Origin of the sequence: Eleftheria terrae, assembly GCF_030419005.1 — a bacterium.
Taxonomy (GTDB): domain Bacteria; phylum Pseudomonadota; class Gammaproteobacteria; order Burkholderiales; family Burkholderiaceae_C; genus Caldimonas; species Caldimonas terrae.
The window spans coordinates 228,323-246,030 of the sequence record NZ_CP106951.1 but is presented as its reverse complement, the minus strand read 5'-3'; the positions used below and the strand labels follow the sequence as shown (position 1 = coordinate 246,030).

The 17,708-nt window shown below is 69.8% G+C and carries 9 protein-coding genes; 5 read left to right on the top strand and 4 right to left on the bottom strand.

Going from position 1 to position 17,708, the window contains the following annotated elements; all coding sequences use genetic code 11:
• Positions 1 to 116: 116 nt before the first annotated feature.
• The 3 genes from N7L95_RS01470 to N7L95_RS01460 all read left to right on the top strand — a co-directional run bounded on the left by N7L95_RS01470 (position 117) and on the right by N7L95_RS01460 (position 2,949).
• A complete protein-coding gene (locus tag N7L95_RS01470) occupies positions 117 to 2,033 on the top strand; it encodes a hypothetical protein (RefSeq protein ID WP_301258050.1) in 1,917 nt (638 codons plus the stop codon).
• A gap of 165 nt (positions 2,034 to 2,198) precedes the next feature.
• On the top strand, positions 2,199 to 2,408 hold the full coding sequence (locus N7L95_RS01465) for a helix-turn-helix domain-containing protein (protein WP_301258049.1): 210 nt from the start codon (positions 2,199 to 2,201) through the stop codon (positions 2,406 to 2,408).
• 55 nt (positions 2,409 to 2,463) lie between these two features.
• Positions 2,464 to 2,949 carry a Clp protease N-terminal domain-containing protein gene (locus N7L95_RS01460; RefSeq protein ID WP_301258048.1) on the top strand — a complete coding sequence of 162 codons (486 nt, stop codon included), beginning with the start codon at positions 2,464 to 2,466 and terminating at the stop codon, positions 2,947 to 2,949.
• Between the two features lie 44 nt (positions 2,950 to 2,993).
• Here the strand turns inward: N7L95_RS01460 and N7L95_RS01455 are convergent, their stop codons facing one another.
• From N7L95_RS01455 to hmpA, 3 genes are all read right to left on the bottom strand, one after another.
• Positions 2,994 to 5,171 (bottom strand): response regulator, encoded by a 2,178-nt coding sequence (locus tag N7L95_RS01455; RefSeq protein WP_301258047.1) that lies wholly within the window; start codon positions 5,169 to 5,171, stop codon positions 2,994 to 2,996.
• An 11-nt stretch (positions 5,172 to 5,182) separates the two neighbouring features.
• Entirely contained in the window at positions 5,183 to 10,933 is a 5,751-nt protein-coding gene (locus tag N7L95_RS01450) for a HAMP domain-containing protein (protein WP_301258046.1), read from the bottom strand.
• Between the two features lie 969 nt (positions 10,934 to 11,902).
• On the bottom strand, positions 11,903 to 13,096 hold the full coding sequence (hmpA, locus tag N7L95_RS01445; RefSeq protein ID WP_301258045.1) for an NO-inducible flavohemoprotein: 1,194 nt from the start codon (positions 13,094 to 13,096) through the stop codon (positions 11,903 to 11,905).
• Between the two features lie 151 nt (positions 13,097 to 13,247).
• Here hmpA and norR point away from each other — a divergent pair, with 151 nt between their 5' ends.
• Positions 13,248 to 14,801, top strand: coding sequence for a nitric oxide reductase transcriptional regulator NorR (gene norR / locus N7L95_RS01440; protein WP_301258044.1), 1,554 nt, complete (start codon positions 13,248 to 13,250; stop codon positions 14,799 to 14,801).
• Positions 14,802 to 14,912: 111 nt separating this feature from the next.
• A complete protein-coding gene (locus N7L95_RS01435) occupies positions 14,913 to 16,475 on the top strand; it encodes an oleate hydratase (RefSeq protein WP_301258043.1) in 1,563 nt (520 codons plus the stop codon).
• A gap of 121 nt (positions 16,476 to 16,596) precedes the next feature.
• On the opposite strand, the gene N7L95_RS01430 is transcribed toward N7L95_RS01435, so the two are convergent.
• A complete protein-coding gene (locus N7L95_RS01430) occupies positions 16,597 to 17,700 on the bottom strand; it encodes an aldo/keto reductase (protein WP_301258042.1) in 1,104 nt (367 codons plus the stop codon).
• Positions 17,701 to 17,708: the final 8 nt, after the last annotated feature.

Below are 17,708 nucleotides of genomic sequence, written 5' to 3'. Positions count from 1 at the left end.
GATAGCTTCTAGCGCGGCTGCCGCTGCCCGCGTCGCGCCCTCTCACAGGACGGCAGGCGTGGGCTGATCGGCAGGTCCGCCCACGCTCAGCCCCATCACAACACTCAGGAGTCCGCATGCATCCGCAACATCCCACTTCCCCGGCCGCCGGTGAAGCGGTCGAGCAGCACCCGAGCCCGATGTCCCGACGCCACCTGCTGCTTGGCACCGCCTCCTGCGCCCTGCTTGCCGCCTGCGGCGGCGGTGGCCACACCGGCAGCGAAGCCGCCAGCGATGCCGGCACCGCGCCTGCCGCCGGCAGCGACGCCTCGGCCACCGGCCATGCGACAGCCGAAGACTGGCAGTCGGCCCGCGACACCCGCTGGCAGGAGCAGCTCGCCAGGCTGAAGGCGCAGAAGTACGTGACCGCCGCCAGCGCCCGGCTCGATGATGTCGTGAAGGCCATTCAGCGCGCCGTGCAGGACAAGCACTACACCGTGCTGCTGCCGGCCGGCGACACCTGGCTCGAAGACGACTGGAACCCGGCCGCGCTGGTGCCCGCCGGCCAAGGCCCGCTGACCCTCTTCACCGAGGGCCGGCACGCCTTCACCGGCAAGGGCAGGCTCAAGCTCGACCGGGCCATGCGCCTCTACAACTGCTGGTTCCGCCAGCGCTCGCCGGACCAGGTCTATGCCGGCTGGGTCAACGGCCTCGTGCTGCAGTTCAACCGCTTCACCGACCCGGCCCCGAAGTCGCAGGCGCTGCGCCTCCATCCGGTGGGCTGGGACAGGTACAACAAGGTCGATTTCCAGTGGAACGACATCGGCGGCATCGGTGCCAACGGCCAACCCGCCCCCTATGCCTACGGCGTCTATGCCGCCGACCTGCGCGACTCGGTGCTGAGCCACAACCGCATCCGCCTGGACGGGCGCGACGAGATCAAGGGCCGCTGCATCTGGTACGAGGGCGGCTGGAACAACCAGTTCGTCTCGAACTACATCGACGGTGGCTTCATCGGCATCACCGCCGTCGTGATGGGCCTGCCCCAATCCACCACCGGGCAGAACTCGCATGCGCCGAACCAGTCGCACCTGGACAACCTGATCCAGGGCAACACCTTGCGCAACATCGTCGAGGAGTCCATCAGCTACGACGCCCACGCCGAGGGCGGCCTGTGGCATCCGGTGGTGGATGTGTTCGACCTGGCCCGCGTCGGCGGCAGCGAATACGGCAAGACCGGCACGCCCGAGCGGCCCGCGGTGCTGGTGCCGGTCAACCCCAACCTGCCGAAGGACGCCCTGCCCTTCAGCGAGAAGCTCTACCAGGACTACTTCGTGGTCTGGAACTCCGGCCCGCTGACCGGCAAGTACGCCCAGATCTGGAAGTGCACCCTGCACGACAACGGCCGCCTGATGGCCTTCTGGCTGCGCAGCCCGCGCCACGCCGACAACCTGGTGTTGAAGGCCGGCGCCAAAGGGCTGCGGCTGGGCGAGCTGACGCAGGAGGACTTCACGCTGATCGCCAACAACCACAAGGTCTCGATCGGCGCGGTGGCGGCCAACATCCGCATCGAGGACAACCTCATCTACAGCAAGGCGTACTCGGGCAAGAACACCACCGCCATCGGTTTGTGGGGCACCGGCCTGGGCTTCCGGATCAGCGGCAACCAGATCATCGACGAGGGCGGCGCCGCCGACTTCAAGAGCCGCACGTCCATCAGCGTCACGCACGTCGGTGGCGTGAGCGCAAAGACGGTACCCGAAACCTACACCGGCCCCGACGGCCAGCCGGCCGTGCGCGAGGTGTTCTGCGGCCACGGCACGCAGACCCGGGTGGGGCTGCTGGTCGGCCATTCGGTGGTCGAGAAGAACGAGATGGGCCAGCTGCCGTTGCGCATCACGCTGAAGGAATACGGCGGCTACGGCGACTACCGCGAGATGGGCACCTCGCCGATGGTGATCCGCGACAACACCGGCGTGCCGGCCGGCCAGCCGGTCTTTGGCGTCTGGGGCGCCGGCGGCCCCCCCACCTTCAAGCGCGTCGACCGGTTCTGAGCCCCCTGCCCTTGCCGTGCCGCGCTCTCGGTGCGGCGGGGCGGCCGGCGGGCTGTCCGGCCACGGCGCTTCACCGACCGCCGGCCCTGCTTCGCCCGGCGGTTGGCCACTCCCCTTCCGTCAACAATGGTTGACGGCTGGACATGCGTCAACTAGAGTTGACGCATGTTCGACGCGAAAGACCTTCCCTCCCCTCGCGATCCAGGACAGGCGCTGGCAGCCGTGCTGGCCCTGCGCCTGATGGCGGACCGGCTCGAACAACAGGCCGTGGCGCACGCCTTGCAGCAAGGCTGGTCCTGGGCCGACATTGCCGAGGCACTGGGAGTGACGAAGCAGGCCGCTCACAAGCGCCTCGCGCCGTGGGTGCAACGATGACAACACCGAACCAGGAGGCTGTATGTGGGCAGGCCTGCGCCGCAAGTGGCGCGACATGAAGACGATCAGAACGCTGTGCGAGGGTGCCGAACGCCACGCCCGCCAGCATGGCCAGGCCGAGCCGGGTGCGGAGCACTTCCTGCTGGCGGCCCTCGACCTGCCGGACGGAACGGCGCGGCGCACCTTGCAGCGGCTGCAGCTGCCGCCCGAACGGCTGGCCCAGGCCCTGGCCCAGCAGTACCAGGACGCGCTGCGCCATGTCGGCGTGAACGCCGACGCCTTCGAGCTGGCGCCGGCCGAAGCCGGGCACCCGGGCGGCCACGGGCTCTACAAGGCAAGCGGCTCCGGACAGGCCGTGGTGCAGGCGCTGGCCCGCCATGAGGGTCGCGCACCGGGCTCGCCCCTGTTGGGCGCCCACGTATTGGCAGTCATCGCCTCGATGAAGCACGGTGTCGCGGTACGCACCTTGAAGGCCCTGGGAGCCGACCCGGCCGCCGTGCGAGCGGCCGCCTCCGAAGAGGCAGCCGCCGCGGCCACCTGAGAGGGCGCGGAGGCCCTGGGTGCCCGAGATGCAGGGGGGCCGGTTCAGCCGGTCCCGCCGCCCTCGCTGCGCTGGGCCGGCTGGCGGCCGCTGCCCGTGCGCCAGCCGGCGATGAGCTCCAGGATGTCGGCCGGGCTGGCCGGCTTCACCAGGTGGGCATCGAAGCCCGCCTCGGCGGCCGCCTGGCGGTCTTCCTGCTGGCCGTAGCCCGTCAACGCAATCAACAGGGACCCCTGGGTGGCCGGCTGCTCGCGCAGGCGGCGCGCCACCGCATAACCGTCCAGCCCGGGCAGGCCGATGTCCAGCAGCACCACCTGCGGCTGGTACACCGGTGCGCTGGCCAGCGCCTGCAGGCCGTCGCCGACCGTCTTCACTTCATGGCCTTCAAGGGCCAGCACGGCCGCCACGCTGTCGGCCGCGTCCTGGTTGTCGTCGACGATCAGCACCCGCACCCCGGGGGCCGGGCCCTTCGGCGCGGGCGCCGGCTTGCCGGGCTCGCGCTCGACCACGCTGAGGCACGGCAGGTGCACCCGGAACTCCGCCCCCAGGCCCCGTCCCGCACTGCGCGCCTCGACACGGCCCTGGTGCAGCTCCACCAGGCGCTGCACCAGCGTGAGGCCCACGCCCAGGCCCCCCTGGCTGCGGTCGAGCGACTGCTCGCCCTGCTGGAAGAGGTCGAACACCCGGGGCAGCAAGGACGGCTCGATGCCGATGCCGTTGTCCCGCACCGAGATCACCGCCTGGCCGGCCTCGATGCGCGCACTCAGCTCGATGCGGCCACCGTCCTCGGTGTACTTCGCGGCGTTGTTCAGCAGGTTGGCCACGATCTGCGAGAGCCGGCTGAAGTCGGCCTGCAGCCAGGCCGGTTGCTCGGGCAGCTGTTGCTCCAGCGTGTGGTGACGGGCCTCGATCATTGGCCGCACCGTCTCCACCGCATGGGCGATCACCGCGCTCAGCTCCACCGCCTGACGGTGCAGCACGATCTTGCCCTGGTTGATGCGGGCCACGTCCAGCAGCTCTTCCACCAGGCGGGTGAGGTGCTTCACCTGCCGATCCATCACGTCGCCGGCCCAGCCGATCTTCGGGTCGGGCGGCGCCACCCGGCGGATCACCTCGATGGCATTGCGGATCGGCGCCAGCGGATTGCGCAGCTCGTGCGAGAGCATCGCGAGGAATTCGTCCTTGCGGCGATTGACTTCCTGCAGCTCGGCTTCGGCCTGGCGGCGCTCGACGATCTCGGTCTCCAGGCTGCGGTACAGCCGGGCGTTCTCCAGCGCGATGGCGGCCCGCCCGGCCAGCTCCTCCAGCGGGGCGAAGCCGGGCCCCGCCGGCTCGGCGCCACCGGCCGGTGCGGCCACCAGCAAGGCACCGATGGCCTTGCGGCCGACCATCAGCGGCACTGCCGCGGCTGCCAGCACCGCGTCCGCGCCGCCAGGCTGCGGCCAGGCAAAGCGCGGCAGGTCGATGCGACGCTCGGTCTGCAGGGCCTGGTCCAGCAGCAGCCGGGCCGACTCGGGCAGGCTGGCCCAGCTGCGCTCGGAGGGGCCCTGGTCCACGTCCGCATGGTGCACCAGGCAGGCCGGTGCACCGGGCGGGCCCTGCAGCAGGCGCAGCGCCGCCAGGCTGCCCAGCTCCGGCACCACCAGGCGCATCAGCTCGCGCGAGGCCACCACCGTGTCGAGCGAGCCGCCCAGCACGCGGCTGGCCTGGGCCAGGAACGCCGAGCGGCGCAGGTTGTCCTCAGCCACCCGGCGTGCCGCCTGCTCCGCCGCCAGGGCGACCCGCTCCTCGGCCTGCCGGCGCACCCGCTGCTGCATGGCATACAGGTCGACGAAGACCTTCACCTTGCTGCGCAGCACCTCCGGCACCACCGGCGACAGGATGTAGTCCACCGCGCCCAGCGAATAGCCGCGCGCGGTCTGCATCTCGTCCGCATAGGCGGTGATGAAGATGATGGGGGTGTGGGCCGAGCGCTTGTAGCTGCGGATCAGGCGGGCAGTCTCGAGCCCGTCGATGTCCGGCATGTTGACGTCCAGCAGGATGACCGCGAACTCGCGCTGCAGCACTTCGCGCAGCGCCTCGCTGCCGGAGCGCGCGAAGACCAGGTTCTGGCCCAGGTCCTCGAGCACGGTCTGCAGCACCAGCAGCTTGTCGGGCAGGTCGTCGACGATCAGGATGTTGCCCGGCCGGGGCGCCTCGGCATTCAGCGGTAGCAAGGGCATGGGAACGGAATTCAACGGCACAGCCAGCTCCGCAGGACCGACAACAGGTGAGTGGTGTCGACAGGTTTGGACAGGTAGTCCCAGGCACCGGCCTGGATGCATTTCTCGCGGTCGCCCTTCATTGCCTTGGCCGTCACCGCCACGATGGGCAGCTCGCGCCCGCCGGGCAGCTTGCGGATCTCCTGGATGGTGGCGATCCCGTCCATCTCCGGCATCATGATGTCCATCAGCACGATGTCGATCCCGGCATCCTCCTGCACCAGCCGGATCGCGTCGCGGCCGCTCTCGGCCGAGACGATGACCATGCCGTGGTCGTCCAGCACGGTGGCCAGGGCGAAGATGTTGCGCATGTCATCGTCGACGATCAGGGCCTTGCGGCCGGCGAGGTTGCGCACCTCCGCCTGCAGCTGCTCCAGCGCCGAGCGCTCGGCATTGGGCAGCGACGCGACGCTGCGGTGCAGCAGGAAGGCCGCCTGGTCCAGCAGCTCGGCGCTGCTGTCCGCCCAGCGCAGCGGCACCGGCCGGTGCAGCCTGCGCCAGGCCGATTCGCCGTCCTCGGCCGTGTCGCCATACAGCAGCACCGGCACCGGCCGGCCGGGCGGGAAGGCGTCGATCTCCGCCAGCAGGGCGCCAGGCTCCACCCCGGGCAGCGCCGCGTCCACCACCAGCAGGTCCGGCGCCGGCCCGGCCAGCGCTTCGCGGGCGGCGTCCGGCTGCTCGGCCAGCACCACCTCGGCCTCGCCGGCCAGGCTGTCCTGCAGCAGTCCCCGGGCCGGTGACGGCGGCATGGCCAGCACCACTCGGCGCGGCCGGCGGCTCACGTAGCGGGCCAGGTCGGCCACCGCTTCGTCGACCTGGTCCTTGGACTGCAGCGGCTTGGCCAGGAAGGCCAGCGCACCGCTGGCGAAGGCGCGTTCGCGGGCGTCGTCGGTCGACACCACGGCCACCGGCACATGGCGGGTGGCAAAGTCGGCCTTCAGCCGGTCGAGGATGCGCCAGCCCTGCATGTCGGGCAGGTGGATGTCGAGCGTGATGGCAGCCGGCTGGTATTCCACCGTCATCGACAGCGCCTGCGCGCCGGTGGGGCTCACCAGCCCCTTGAAGCCGTGCTCGTGTGCCGACTCCAGCAGCACCCGGGCAAAGCCCAGGTCGTTCTCGACGATCAGCAGCACGCGGTCGCCGGCCTGGATCTCGTCGCGGTCGTCGCCGGCCAGGTTGGGCGCGCCGACGCTGTCCTCGCCCTCGTCCTGCGAGGCGCCCGGCGCGAGCAGCGCGGCCCGGCTGGCGGCCAGCTCGGGCGCCGGCGCGGGGCGGCGCGGTGCCTCCAGTGCAGGTGGGCGGGCGCTGCGGCCGCTGCGCTGCCCGTTCATCGCCTGCGGCAGGAACAGCGTGAACACGCTGCCCTTGCCCGGCGCGCTGACCAGGCGGATCTCGCCGCCCAGCAGCCGCGACAGCTCGCGGCTGATGGCCAGGCCGAGGCCGGTGCCGCCGTACTTGCGGCTGGTGCTGCCGTCGGCCTGCTGGAATGCCTCGAAGATGATCTGCTGCTTGTCAGGCGAAATGCCGATGCCGGTGTCCGCCACCTCGAAAGCGACGACCTGGGCGGCGCGGTTGAGTTCCTCGTTGTCCGGCGACCAGCCGTCGTGGACCGAGCGCAGCGTGAAGTTCACCTGCCCCTCATGCGTGAACTTGAAGGCGTTGGACAGCAGGTTCTTGATGATCTGCTGCAGGCGCTTCACATCGGTGACGATGCTCTTGGGCAGGGGCGTGTCCACCCGGATCTGGAAGTCCAGCTGCTTGGACTCGGCAAAGTGCCGGAAGCTGCGCTCCACATAGCGCTGCAGCTCGTCCAGCCGCAGCTCGCTGACATCCACCGCCACCGTGCCGGACTCGATCTTGGAGAGGTCCAGGATGTCGTTGATGAGCATCAGCAGGTCGTTGCCGGAGGAATGGATGGTCTTGGAGAACTCCACCTGCTTGGCCGTCAGGTTGCCTTCGGCGTTCTTGCACAGCTGGTCGGACAGGATCAGCAGGCTGTTGAGCGGCGTGCGCAGCTCATGCGACATGTTCGCCAGGAACTCCGACTTGTACTTGGACGTCAGCGCCAGCTGCTCGGCCTTTTCCTCCAGCGCCTGCCGGGCCTGCTCCACTTCCTGGTTCTTGCGCTCCACCTCCTGGTTCTGGTGGGCCAGCAGGCGGGCCTTCTCCTGCAGTTCCTGGTTGGTCTGCTGCAGCTCCTGCTGGCGGCTCTGCAGTTCCTCGGCCAATGACTGCGACTGCTTCAGCAGGTCCTCGGTCCGGCTGTTGGCCTCGATGGTGTTGATGACGATGCCGATACTCTCGGTCAGCTGGTCCAGGAAGGCCTCGTGCGCCGGGTTGAAGCGCTCCAGCGAGGCCAGCTCCAGCACCCCGCGCACCTGGCCTTCGAACACCACCGGCAGCACCAGCACGTCCATCGCGGCGCTTTCGCTCAGGCCGGTGGCCACCCGGAAGGCGGCCGACGGCACGTTGGTGAGCAGGATCTTCTCCTTGTCGAGCGCGCACTGCCCCACCAGGCCCTGGCCCAGCTCGATCTCCTTGCCGTGCGTCTGCTGCCCGCCGGAGGCGTAGCTGGCGAACAGCTTCAGGCGCGGCGTCTCCGAGGCGGTGCTGACCACGTAGAACTCCGCCTGCTGCGCCCGCACCACCGGCGCCAGCTCCGACAGGATCAGCTGGCCCACCGTCACCAGGTCCTTCTGGCCCTGCAGCATGCGGCTGAACTTGGCCAGGTTGGTCTTCAGCCAGTCCTGCTCCGTGTTCTTCTGCGTGGTGTCCTTCAGGTTGCGGATCATCTCGTTGATGGTGTCCTTCAGCGCGGCCACCTCGCCCTGCGCCTCCACCGTGATGGACCGCGTCAGGTCACCCTGGGTCACGGCCGTCGCCACCTCGGCGATGGCACGCACCTGCGTCGTCAGGTTGGCGGCGAGCTGGTTGACGTTCTCGGTCAGCCCCTTCCAGGTACCGGCCGCGCCCGGCACCTTGGCCTGCCCGCCCAGCTTGCCTTCCACGCCCACCTCGCGCGCCACGGTGGTCACCTGGTCGGCAAAGGTGGCCAGCGTGTCGGTCATGCTGTTGATGGTCTCGGCCAGCGCGGCGATCTCGCCCTTGGCCTCCACCGTCAGCTTCTGCTTCAGGTCGCCGTTGGCCACCGCGGTCACCACCTTGGCGATACCGCGCACCTGGCCGGTCAGGTTGCCGGCCATGAAGTTGACGTTGTCGGTCAAGTCCTTCCAGGTGCCGGACACCCCACGCACCTGCGCCTGCCCGCCCAGCCGGCCTTCGGTGCCCACCTCGCGCGCGACGCGGGTCACCTCGGCCGCGAAGGACGAGAGCTGGTCGACCATGGTGTTGATGACGTTCTTGATCTGCAGGATCTCGCCGCGCACGTCCACCGTGATCTTCTGCGTCAGGTCGCCCATCGCGATGGCGGTGGCCACCTTGGACACATCGCGCAGCTGCACCGTCAGGTTGGAGCCCATGGAGTTGACCGAGTCGGTCAGGTCCTTCCAGGTGCCGGCCACGCCCTGCACGTCGGCCTGGCCGCCCAGCTTGCCTTCGGTGCCCACCTCGCGGGCCACCCGCGTCACTTCGGCAGCGAACGACCGCAGCTGGTCCACCATCGTGTTGATGGTGTTCTTCAGCTCCAGGATCTCGCCCTTCACGTCCACCGTGATCTTCTTGGACAAGTCGCCGGCTGCCACCGCGGTGGTCACTTCGGCGATGTTGCGCACCTGCGAAGTGAGGTTGCCGGCCATGAAGTTGACCGACTCGGTCAAGTCCTTCCAGGTGCCGGCCACGCCCTGCACGTCGGCCTGGCCGCCCAGCTTGCCTTCGGTGCCCACCTCGCGCGCCACCCGCGTCACCTCGGCAGCGAAGGACCGCAGCTGGTCCACCATGGTGTTGACGGTGTTCTTCAGCTCCAGGATCTCGCCCTTCACATCCACCGTGATCTTCTTCGACAAGTCGCCCGCGGCCACCGCCTTGGTCACGTCGGCGATGTTGCGCACCTGCGAAGTCAGGTTGCCGGCCATCGAGTTGACCGATTCGGTCAGGTCCTTCCAGGTACCGGCCACGCCCTGCACGTCGGCCTGGCCACCCAGCTTGCCTTCGCTGCCCACCTCGCGGGCCACCCGCGTCACCTCGGCGGCGAAGGAGGACAGCTGGTCCACCATGATGTTGATGGTGTTCTTCAGTTCTGAAATTTCGCCTTTGACATCGACGGTGATCTTCTTCGACAGGTCACCCGCCGCCACCGCGGTGGTCACCTCCGCGATGTTGCGCACCTGCGAGGTCAGGTTGCCGGCCATGAAGTTGACCGACTCGGTCAGGTCCTTCCAGGTGCCGGCCACGCCCTGCACGTCGGCCTGGCCGCCCAGCTTGCCTTCGGTGCCCACCTCGCGGGCCACCCGCGTCACTTCGGCAGCGAACGATCGCAGCTGGTCCACCATGGTGTTGATGGTGGCCTTCAGCTCCAGGATCTCGCCCTTCACATCCACCGTGATCTTCTTGGACAAGTCGCCCGCGGCCACCGCCTTGGTCACGTCGGCAATGTTGCGCACCTGCGAGGTCAGGTTGCCGGCCATCGAGTTGACCGAGTCGGTCAAGTCCTTCCAGGTGCCCGAGACGCCCCGCACCTCGGCCTGGCCGCCCAGCCGGCCCTCGGTGCCCACCTCGCGGGCCACCCGGGTCACCTCGGCGGCGAAGGAGGACAGCTGGTCCACCATGGTGTTGATGGTGGCCTTCAGCTCCAGGATCTCGCCCTTCACGTCCACCGTGATCTTCTTGGACAAGTCGCCCGCCGCCACCGCCTTGGTCACGTCGGCGATGTTGCGCACCTGCGAAGTCAGGTTGGACGCCATCGAGTTGACCGAGTCGGTCAGGTCCTTCCAGGTGCCGGCCACGCCCTGCACGTCGGCCTGCCCGCCCAGCTTGCCTTCGGTGCCCACCTCGCGGGCCACCCGCGTCACTTCGGCAGCGAACGACCGCAGCTGGTCCACCATCGTGTTGATGGTGTTCTTCAGTTCTGAAATTTCGCCCTTGACGTCGACCGTGATCTTCTTTGACAGGTCGCCTGCCGCCACCGCCTTCGTCACTTCCGCGATGTTGCGCATCTGCGAGGTCAGGTTGCCGGCCATGAAGTTGACCGACTCGGTCAGGTCCTTCCAGGTGCCGGCCACGCCCTGCACGTCGGCCTGGCCGCCCAGCTTGCCTTCGGTGCCCACCTCGCGGGCCACCCGCGTCACCTCGGCCGAGAAGTTGCCGAGCTGCTCCACCATCTTGTTGATGGTCTTGGCAGTGCGCAGGAACTCGCCTTCCAGCGCCCGGCCCTCGACCTCCAGCGCCATGCTCTTGGAGAGGTCGCCTTGCGCCACCGCGCCGATCACGCGGGCCACCTCGCTGGTGGGGTGCACCAGGTCGTCGATCAACGAGTTGATGCAGTCGATCGACTCGCCCCAGAAGCCGCGCGCACCGGTCAGCACGGCACGCTGCTTGAGCTTGCCTTCCTTGCCGACCACCTGGCGCAGACGAGCGAGCTCCTGGGCCATTTCGGCGTTGCGCTCGACCACATCGTTGAAGACTTCGGCCAGCTTGCCATGCACCCCGCTCCAGTGCACCGGCAGCCGGGCCGACGCATCGCCCCGTCGAAGGGCGCTCAAGGCGGCCAACATCATGGCCAGGGGTTCGTTGCCGGCCTCTGCTACCACTTGATCGGGCCCGTTCATTGCTTTTCTCCTCAGCGCATGTAACTGACGACGCCGTAATGTCGCCTTGAATTGCCTCCTGCCGGTAACGGCGAGTGACACATACAGGAGGAAAATTGCCAGTGTGCCCTGGCGGCGGACGTTTTGCGCGGCCCGCCCCCGTCCACCGGCAGCACAGCAGCGGTGTGCGAGCCCGGCTTGGTGGCGCGCCCGCTGTCGCGGACGGCAAGTGAGCCCCTCCTTGCCCGGGAGCACGCGGCATGGAGAAGGCCAGACACTGAATAGCTTAAGGAGATTCCCTGGAGCTGAACATTCGCCGGCGCCGGCGCCGGCGCCCGGCCGGCCGGTGGGCTTGCCCTGAAGCGGCCGGCACCGTGGACGGCCTTGCGATGGGCGGGGGCGGGCCTGCCGCCTGAGCAGGGCCGCCCCGGCCTTCGGGCTGCTGCTGGGCCCGGCGCCCGCGCCGAGAGCAGCGCCGATAGCTCACCGGGAGGCAGAGGTGGCCGGGCCGGCCACGAGATGCTGCATTCGCACCGCTTGGCCACCGACATGCGCCCGCGCAGCTCGGCTCCGCCCGGGCCCACCGCGTCGGCGTGCTTTGCCGGGGTCGGGCATCCAGCGCCAGGCATCACACCGGGACAGCCGCCGGCCGGATGCACGGCCCCCTCTCGGACACCGGCTCTGCCTCGACGAAGCCAGGGCGCATGGCAGCCGAGCGCCGCATGCCCTGGGCCGGCCGCTTCTGTCCGGGCGCGCTGCCACCGCGGGCGCTCGACGAGCAGGTGGTCATCGGCGGCCGCGCCTTCGCCGGCCCCCTGCGACCTGCAACGAAGCGGCGCCCGCTTGCAGTGGACCATTCGCGTGCACCGGCGCATCAGCAACCCGTTCAAGCGGTAGGCCAACGCCGGGGCGCCATGGCTGCCGGGCGATGTCGCGCACGATCCTCGCCCGGGATCGCCACCGCAGCAAAGCGCCCGGCCGGGCCGCCGCTCAGGCGGCCTGCAGCGCCTCCTGCGGGCCGAAGAACTCGTAGCGCAGCCGCGCTGCCGGCACGCCGAGCGCACGGCCCATCGCGTACACCGCCTGCATGAAGGGCTTGGGGCCGATGAAATAGAGGTCCACATCCCGGTCCGCCGGCAGCTGGCGGGCCAGCAGCTCGGCCGTCAGGCGGCCCTGGGCATCGGGCTGGTCGCCGGGGCGCGGCTGGTCGTAGACGAACAGCGTCTGCACCTGCGGATGCTGTGCCGCCAGCTCGCGCACCCGCTCGCGGAACGCATGCACCCCGCCGTGCCGCGCGGCATGCACGAAGCGGATCGGCCGGCCGCTGGCAGCGGCCGCCTCCAGCATGCAGATGGCCGGCGTGATGCCGACACCGCCGGTGACCAGCACCAGCGGCCGCTGCACCGGCGCCTGGGTGTCGAGCACGAAGTCGCCGCCGGGCGCCTGCACTGCCAGCTCGGTGCCGACCACCGCATGGTCATGCAGCCAGTTCGAAGCCCGGCCGCCCGGCTCGCGCTTCACGCTGATGCGCCAGTGAGCCTGCCCCGGCGCGGCCGAGAGCGAGTAGTGGCGGCGCAGCTGCTGGCCGTCGATGTCGAGCACCAGCGTCAGGTACTGGCCCGGCATGAAGTCGGGCAGGCGGCCACCGTCGACCGGCGCCAGGTGGAAGGAGGTGATCTCCTCGCTCTCCTGCACCCGCTGCACGATGCGCAGCTGCCGGGTGCCGCGCCAGCCGCCAGGCCGGGCCTCGTTGGCCTGGTAGACCGCTTCCTCGGCCGCGATCAGCATGCCGGCCAGCGCCTGGTAGGCCTCGGCCCAGGCGGCAATGACCGGCTCGGTGGCCAGCTCCTCGCCCAGCACTTCGCGGATGGCCTGCAGCAGGCAGCCGCCCACCACCGGATAGTGTTCGGGCCGCACGCCGAGCGCGGCGTGCTTCTGCACGATGCGCGGCAGCATGCCGGCCAGTGCGTCGAGCCGCTCGATGTGCTCGGCGAACGCGAGCACCGCGCCGGCCAGTGCGCGGGCCTGGGTGCCTGCCGCCTGGTGCGATTCATTGAAGAAGCCGCGCACCTCGGGATGGTTGCGAAACAGCAGTTGGTAGAAATGCCGCGTGATGCTTTCGCCCTGCTCGCGCAGCAGCGGCACGGTGGCCTGGACGAGGGTGACGGTCTGGAACGAGATCATGCGGACTCCTGAGTTGTTGATGACATCTGCCTCTTATCAAGACCCGGGCCAGCCGGCGACCGCGCGCAAGTGCTTGATTTGACTTGGCGCAAACTTCTGCGTGGTCATCTCCACCACAGCACGCCGTGGTCGTTTGGACCACAATGTGGTCATGACGACAACCTCACAGGCCGCTCCGCTGCCTTCACTCTCTGACGACTGGCGCTACAGCGAGCTGCTGCGTGCCGCGCGAGGCATGGTGCGGTGCGATGCCGCCGCGCTGCTGCGGCTGGACGGCGAGGCGCTGCTGCCGGTGGCGGTCGACGGCTTGAGCGAGGACACGCTGGGCCGGCGCTTCCCGGTGCAGGCCCACCCCCGGCTGGCGCGGCTGCTGGCCAGCACCGGGAGCCTGCGTTTCGCGGCCGACTGCGGCCTGCCCGATCCGTACGACGGCCTGGTGGACGGCCAGCCCGCCATCCTGCCGGTGCACGACTGCATGGGCGCCCCCTTGCGCGTGCACGGCCGGCCCTGGGGCCTGGTGACCCTGGACGCGCTGCAGCCCGGCAGCTTCGATGCGGTGACGCCGGGCCAGCTGGCGGCCTTGGTGGCGCTGCTGCAATCCGGCATCGAGGCGGCCGAGACCATCCGCGTCCTCACCGACCAGGCCGCCCGTGAGCGCGACCTGGCCCGCGTGCTGCAGGCAGGCGACCGCGGCCGCCGCGAGCTGCTGGGCAAGAGCGCCCCGATGCAGCAGCTGCGGCACGAGATCGATACGGTGGCCGCCTCGGACCTGACGGTGCTGATCCTCGGCGAGACGGGCGTGGGCAAGGAGCTGGTGGCCCAGCGGCTGCATGCCTTGTCGCCGCGCCGCGAGCAGGCACTGATCCAGGTCAACTGCGCCGCCCTGCCCGAGACGCTGGCCGACAGCGAGCTGTTTGGCCATCACAAGGGCGCGTTCACCGGCGCCACCCAGGAGCGCAGCGGCAAGTTCCAGCTGGCCGACCGTGGCACCCTGTTCCTCGACGAGGTCGGCGAGCTGCCGCTGGCGGTGCAGGCCAAGCTGCTGCGCGCGCTGCAAAGCGGCGAGTTGCAGCGGCCCGGCAGCGACCGCCTGTTGCATGTCGACGTGCGCGTGATCGCCGCCACCAACCGCGACCTGGCTGCCGAGGTGGCAGCCGGCCGCTTTCGTGCCGACCTCTACCACCGCCTGTCGGTCTACCCGCTGCGCGTGCCGCCGCTGCGCGAGCGCGGGCGCGACGTGCTGGCACTGGCCGGCGGCTTCCTCGAGGAAAACCAGCACCGCCTTGGCGCCCGCAACCTGCGGCTGTCGCCCGATGCGAAGCAGGCCTTGCTGAACCAGCCCTGGCCCGGCAACGTGCGCGAGCTGGAGCACCTGGTGGCCCGCGCCGCCCTGCGTGCGGTGGCTGAGCAGGGGCGCGACGCCCGCTGGGTCGGCATCGAGCCGCGCCACCTGCTGCTGGCGCCGGAGGCCGGCAGGCCGGCAGCCGCAGCGCCCGGCCCGCAAGGTGACGCCTGGCCCGGCGGCACGCTGAAGGAGGCCACCGCGGCCTTCCAGCGCCAGTGGCTGGCCGCACTGCTGGCCCGGCATCCGGGCTCGCTGGCCGCAGCGGCGCGCGAGGCCGGCATGGACCGCAGCAACTTCCACCGGCTGGTGCGCCGCCTGGGGCTGCTGCCCGCCGACGCGGGGCATCGCTCGCAAACTTGAGCTGCATCAAGCCCAAGCGGTTGATTCAAACAGGTGTTTGAAACGATGATGGCCGGCATCCATTCGATGCCGGCAGCGCTCGCCGGCCCACCTCAGGAAGGACCTCCCGACATGACCCAGGCCTATCTCATCGGCGGCGGCATCGCCTCGCTGGCCAGCGCGGCCCACCTCATCCACGACGGCGGCCTGCGTGGCAGCGACATCCACGTCTTCGAAGCCCAGCCGGTGCTCGGCGGCAGCCTGGACGGCGCCGGCACGCCGCAGGACGGCTATGTCATCCGCGGCGGGCGCATGTTCAACTTCAGCTACCTGTGCACCTACGAGCTGCTGTCCTTCATCCCGTCCTTGACCGATGCCGGCCGGACCGTGCTGGACGAGTTCCGCGAGTTCAACGAGCGGTACAAGACCGATGCCCGCGCCCGGCTGGTGCGAGGTGGCCAGAAGGTCGACAGCTCGCGCATGGGCTTCGACATGAAGGACCGGCTGGACCTGTGCGCGATGGTGCTGGCCTCCGAAGCGTCGCTGGGCCGCAAGCGCATCGACGAGTGTTTCCAGCCGGCCTTCTTCGAGACACCGTTCTGGTACATGTGGGCGACGATGTTCGCCTTCCAGCCGTGGCACAGCGCGGTGGAGTTCAAGCGCTACCTGCATCGCTTCGTGCACGAGTTCCCGCGCATCAACACGCTGGCCGGTGTCGACCGTTCGCCGTACAACCAGTACGACTCGGTGGTGCTGCCGATCGAGACCTGGCTGCGCCGCCAGGGCGTGCAGTTCCACCTCGGCACCACCGTGACCGACATCGAGTTCGAGCCCGGCACGCAGGCCGTCACCGCGCGTGCCCTGGCGCTTGAATCCGAGGGCCGGGCCCGCCGCATCGAAGTGGCGCCCGGCGACCTGGTGATCTTCACGAATGGCTCGATGACCGCGGCGTCCACGCTGGGCAGCCATGCCGAGCCGCCGCCGCTGGACACGCGCAAGACCGCCGACTGGCTGCTGTGGGAGCGCATTGCGCGCCAACGCCCCGGCTTCGGCCGCCCCTCGGTCTTCACCGAGCACATCGACCAGTCGTGGTGGGAGTCGTTCACCGTCACCTGCCACGACCCGCTGATGCTCGAGTTGATCGAGCAGTTCACCGGCAACGAGGCCGGCACCGGCGCGCTGGTGACCCTGCAGGACTCGAACTGGCTGATGTCCTTCGTGGTGGCCCGCCAGCCGCACTTCCTGAACCAGCCGGCCGGGCTGCAGGTGTTCTGGGGCTATGGCCTGTTCCCCGACCAACCGGGCAACTTCGTGGCCAAGAAGATGGCCGACTGCAGCGGTGCGGAGCTGATGACGGAGCTGTGCTCGCACCTGGGCTGGCAGGCGCATTTGCCGCGGCTGCTGGAGGGCACCCGCTGCGTGCCGTGCAAGATGCCCTACATCACCAGCCAGTTCCTGGTGCGCGAACCTGGCGACCGGCCGCCGGTGCTGCCGCCGGGCAGCACCAACTTCGCCTTCGTCGGCCAGTTCTGCGAGTTGCCGGACGACGTGGTGTTCACGGTGGAGTATTCGGTGCGTGCCGCGCAGACGGCGGTCTACGGCCTGCTGGGCCTCGACAAGGCACCGCCGGCGATCTACAACGGCGCGGCCCACCCGTCGGTGCTGGTGCATGCGATCCAGACCCTGCTGACCTGAGGCGGGAGCGCCGGCCCAGAAGGACGCGCTCGGCGCCATCCCGTCCAGCGCTTGGGCCAGGCGCCTTTTCGAAGGCGCCTGGCCAGCCGGGCCGCGGCCGGCGGCACCCGAGCCGCATCGCTCACTCCACGCCGCTGCCCGAGCCCGACACCCGCACCGGCGCCCGGTAGCCGGCCGGCTTGTCGCCCACGGTAGCGCCGCCGTACATCATTCCCTGCATGGCGTTGGTGAAGAAGTAGTACGGGAAGGGGGCCGGCATGTCGCTGGCGCGGGTGAGCCGCTCGGCCAGCGCGGCCGGCAGCTCAAAGTCGAGCGCACCCAGGTTGTCGCTCAGTTGCTCCGGGCGGCTGGCGCCGACGATGACACTGGCCACCCCGGGCCGGTTCGCCACCCAGTTGAGTGCCACCTGCGCCATCGGCCGGCCGATCTCGCCGGCCACGCGCTCCAGTTCCTCGACGATGCGCCAGTTGCGCTCGCTGAAATGCTGGAAGGCCGGATTGCCGTTGTCCTTCATGACACCCAGGCGGCCCTCGGGCGCGGCATCCTTTCGATATCGGCCGGACAGCAGGCCGCTCGCCAGCGGGCTCCACACCGTGATGCCCATCCCCAGCTCGGTGGCCAGGCGCGCGTGTTCATGCTCCAGGTTGCGCTCCACCAGCGAGTACTGCAGCTGCAGGGCGGACACCGGCTCGAAGCCGCGCCACTCCGCCAGCGTCTGGGCCCGGGCCGCATACCAGGCCGGCACGTCGGACAGGCCGATGTGGCGCACCTTGCCGCTGCTCACCAGGTCGTCCATCGTGCGCATCACCTCCTCCGCCGGCGTCAGCTGGTCCCAGGCGTGCACATAGAACAGGTCGAGGTAGTCGGTGCCCAGCCGCTTGAGCGAGCCCTCCACCGCGCGCAGCAGGTTCTTGCGGCCGTTGCCTCCGCCGTTGGCATTGCGGTCGCCGAGGTTGAAGGTGTACTTGCTGGCCAGCACCAGCCGGTCCCGCAGGCCGGCGTCGGCGACGAACTCGCCCAGCCAGGCCTCGCTGGTGCCGTTGGTGTAGACGTCGGCGGTGTCGATGAAGTTGCCGCCACGCTCGACATACAGGTCGAAGATGCGGCGGGCGTTGTGCTTGTCGGAACCCCAGCCCCATTCGGTGCCGAAGGTCATGGCCCCCAGCGAAAGGCGGCTGACGCGCAGCCCGCTGCGGCCCAGGGTGTAGTAGGTGTCGAGTGGCATGGTGGTGT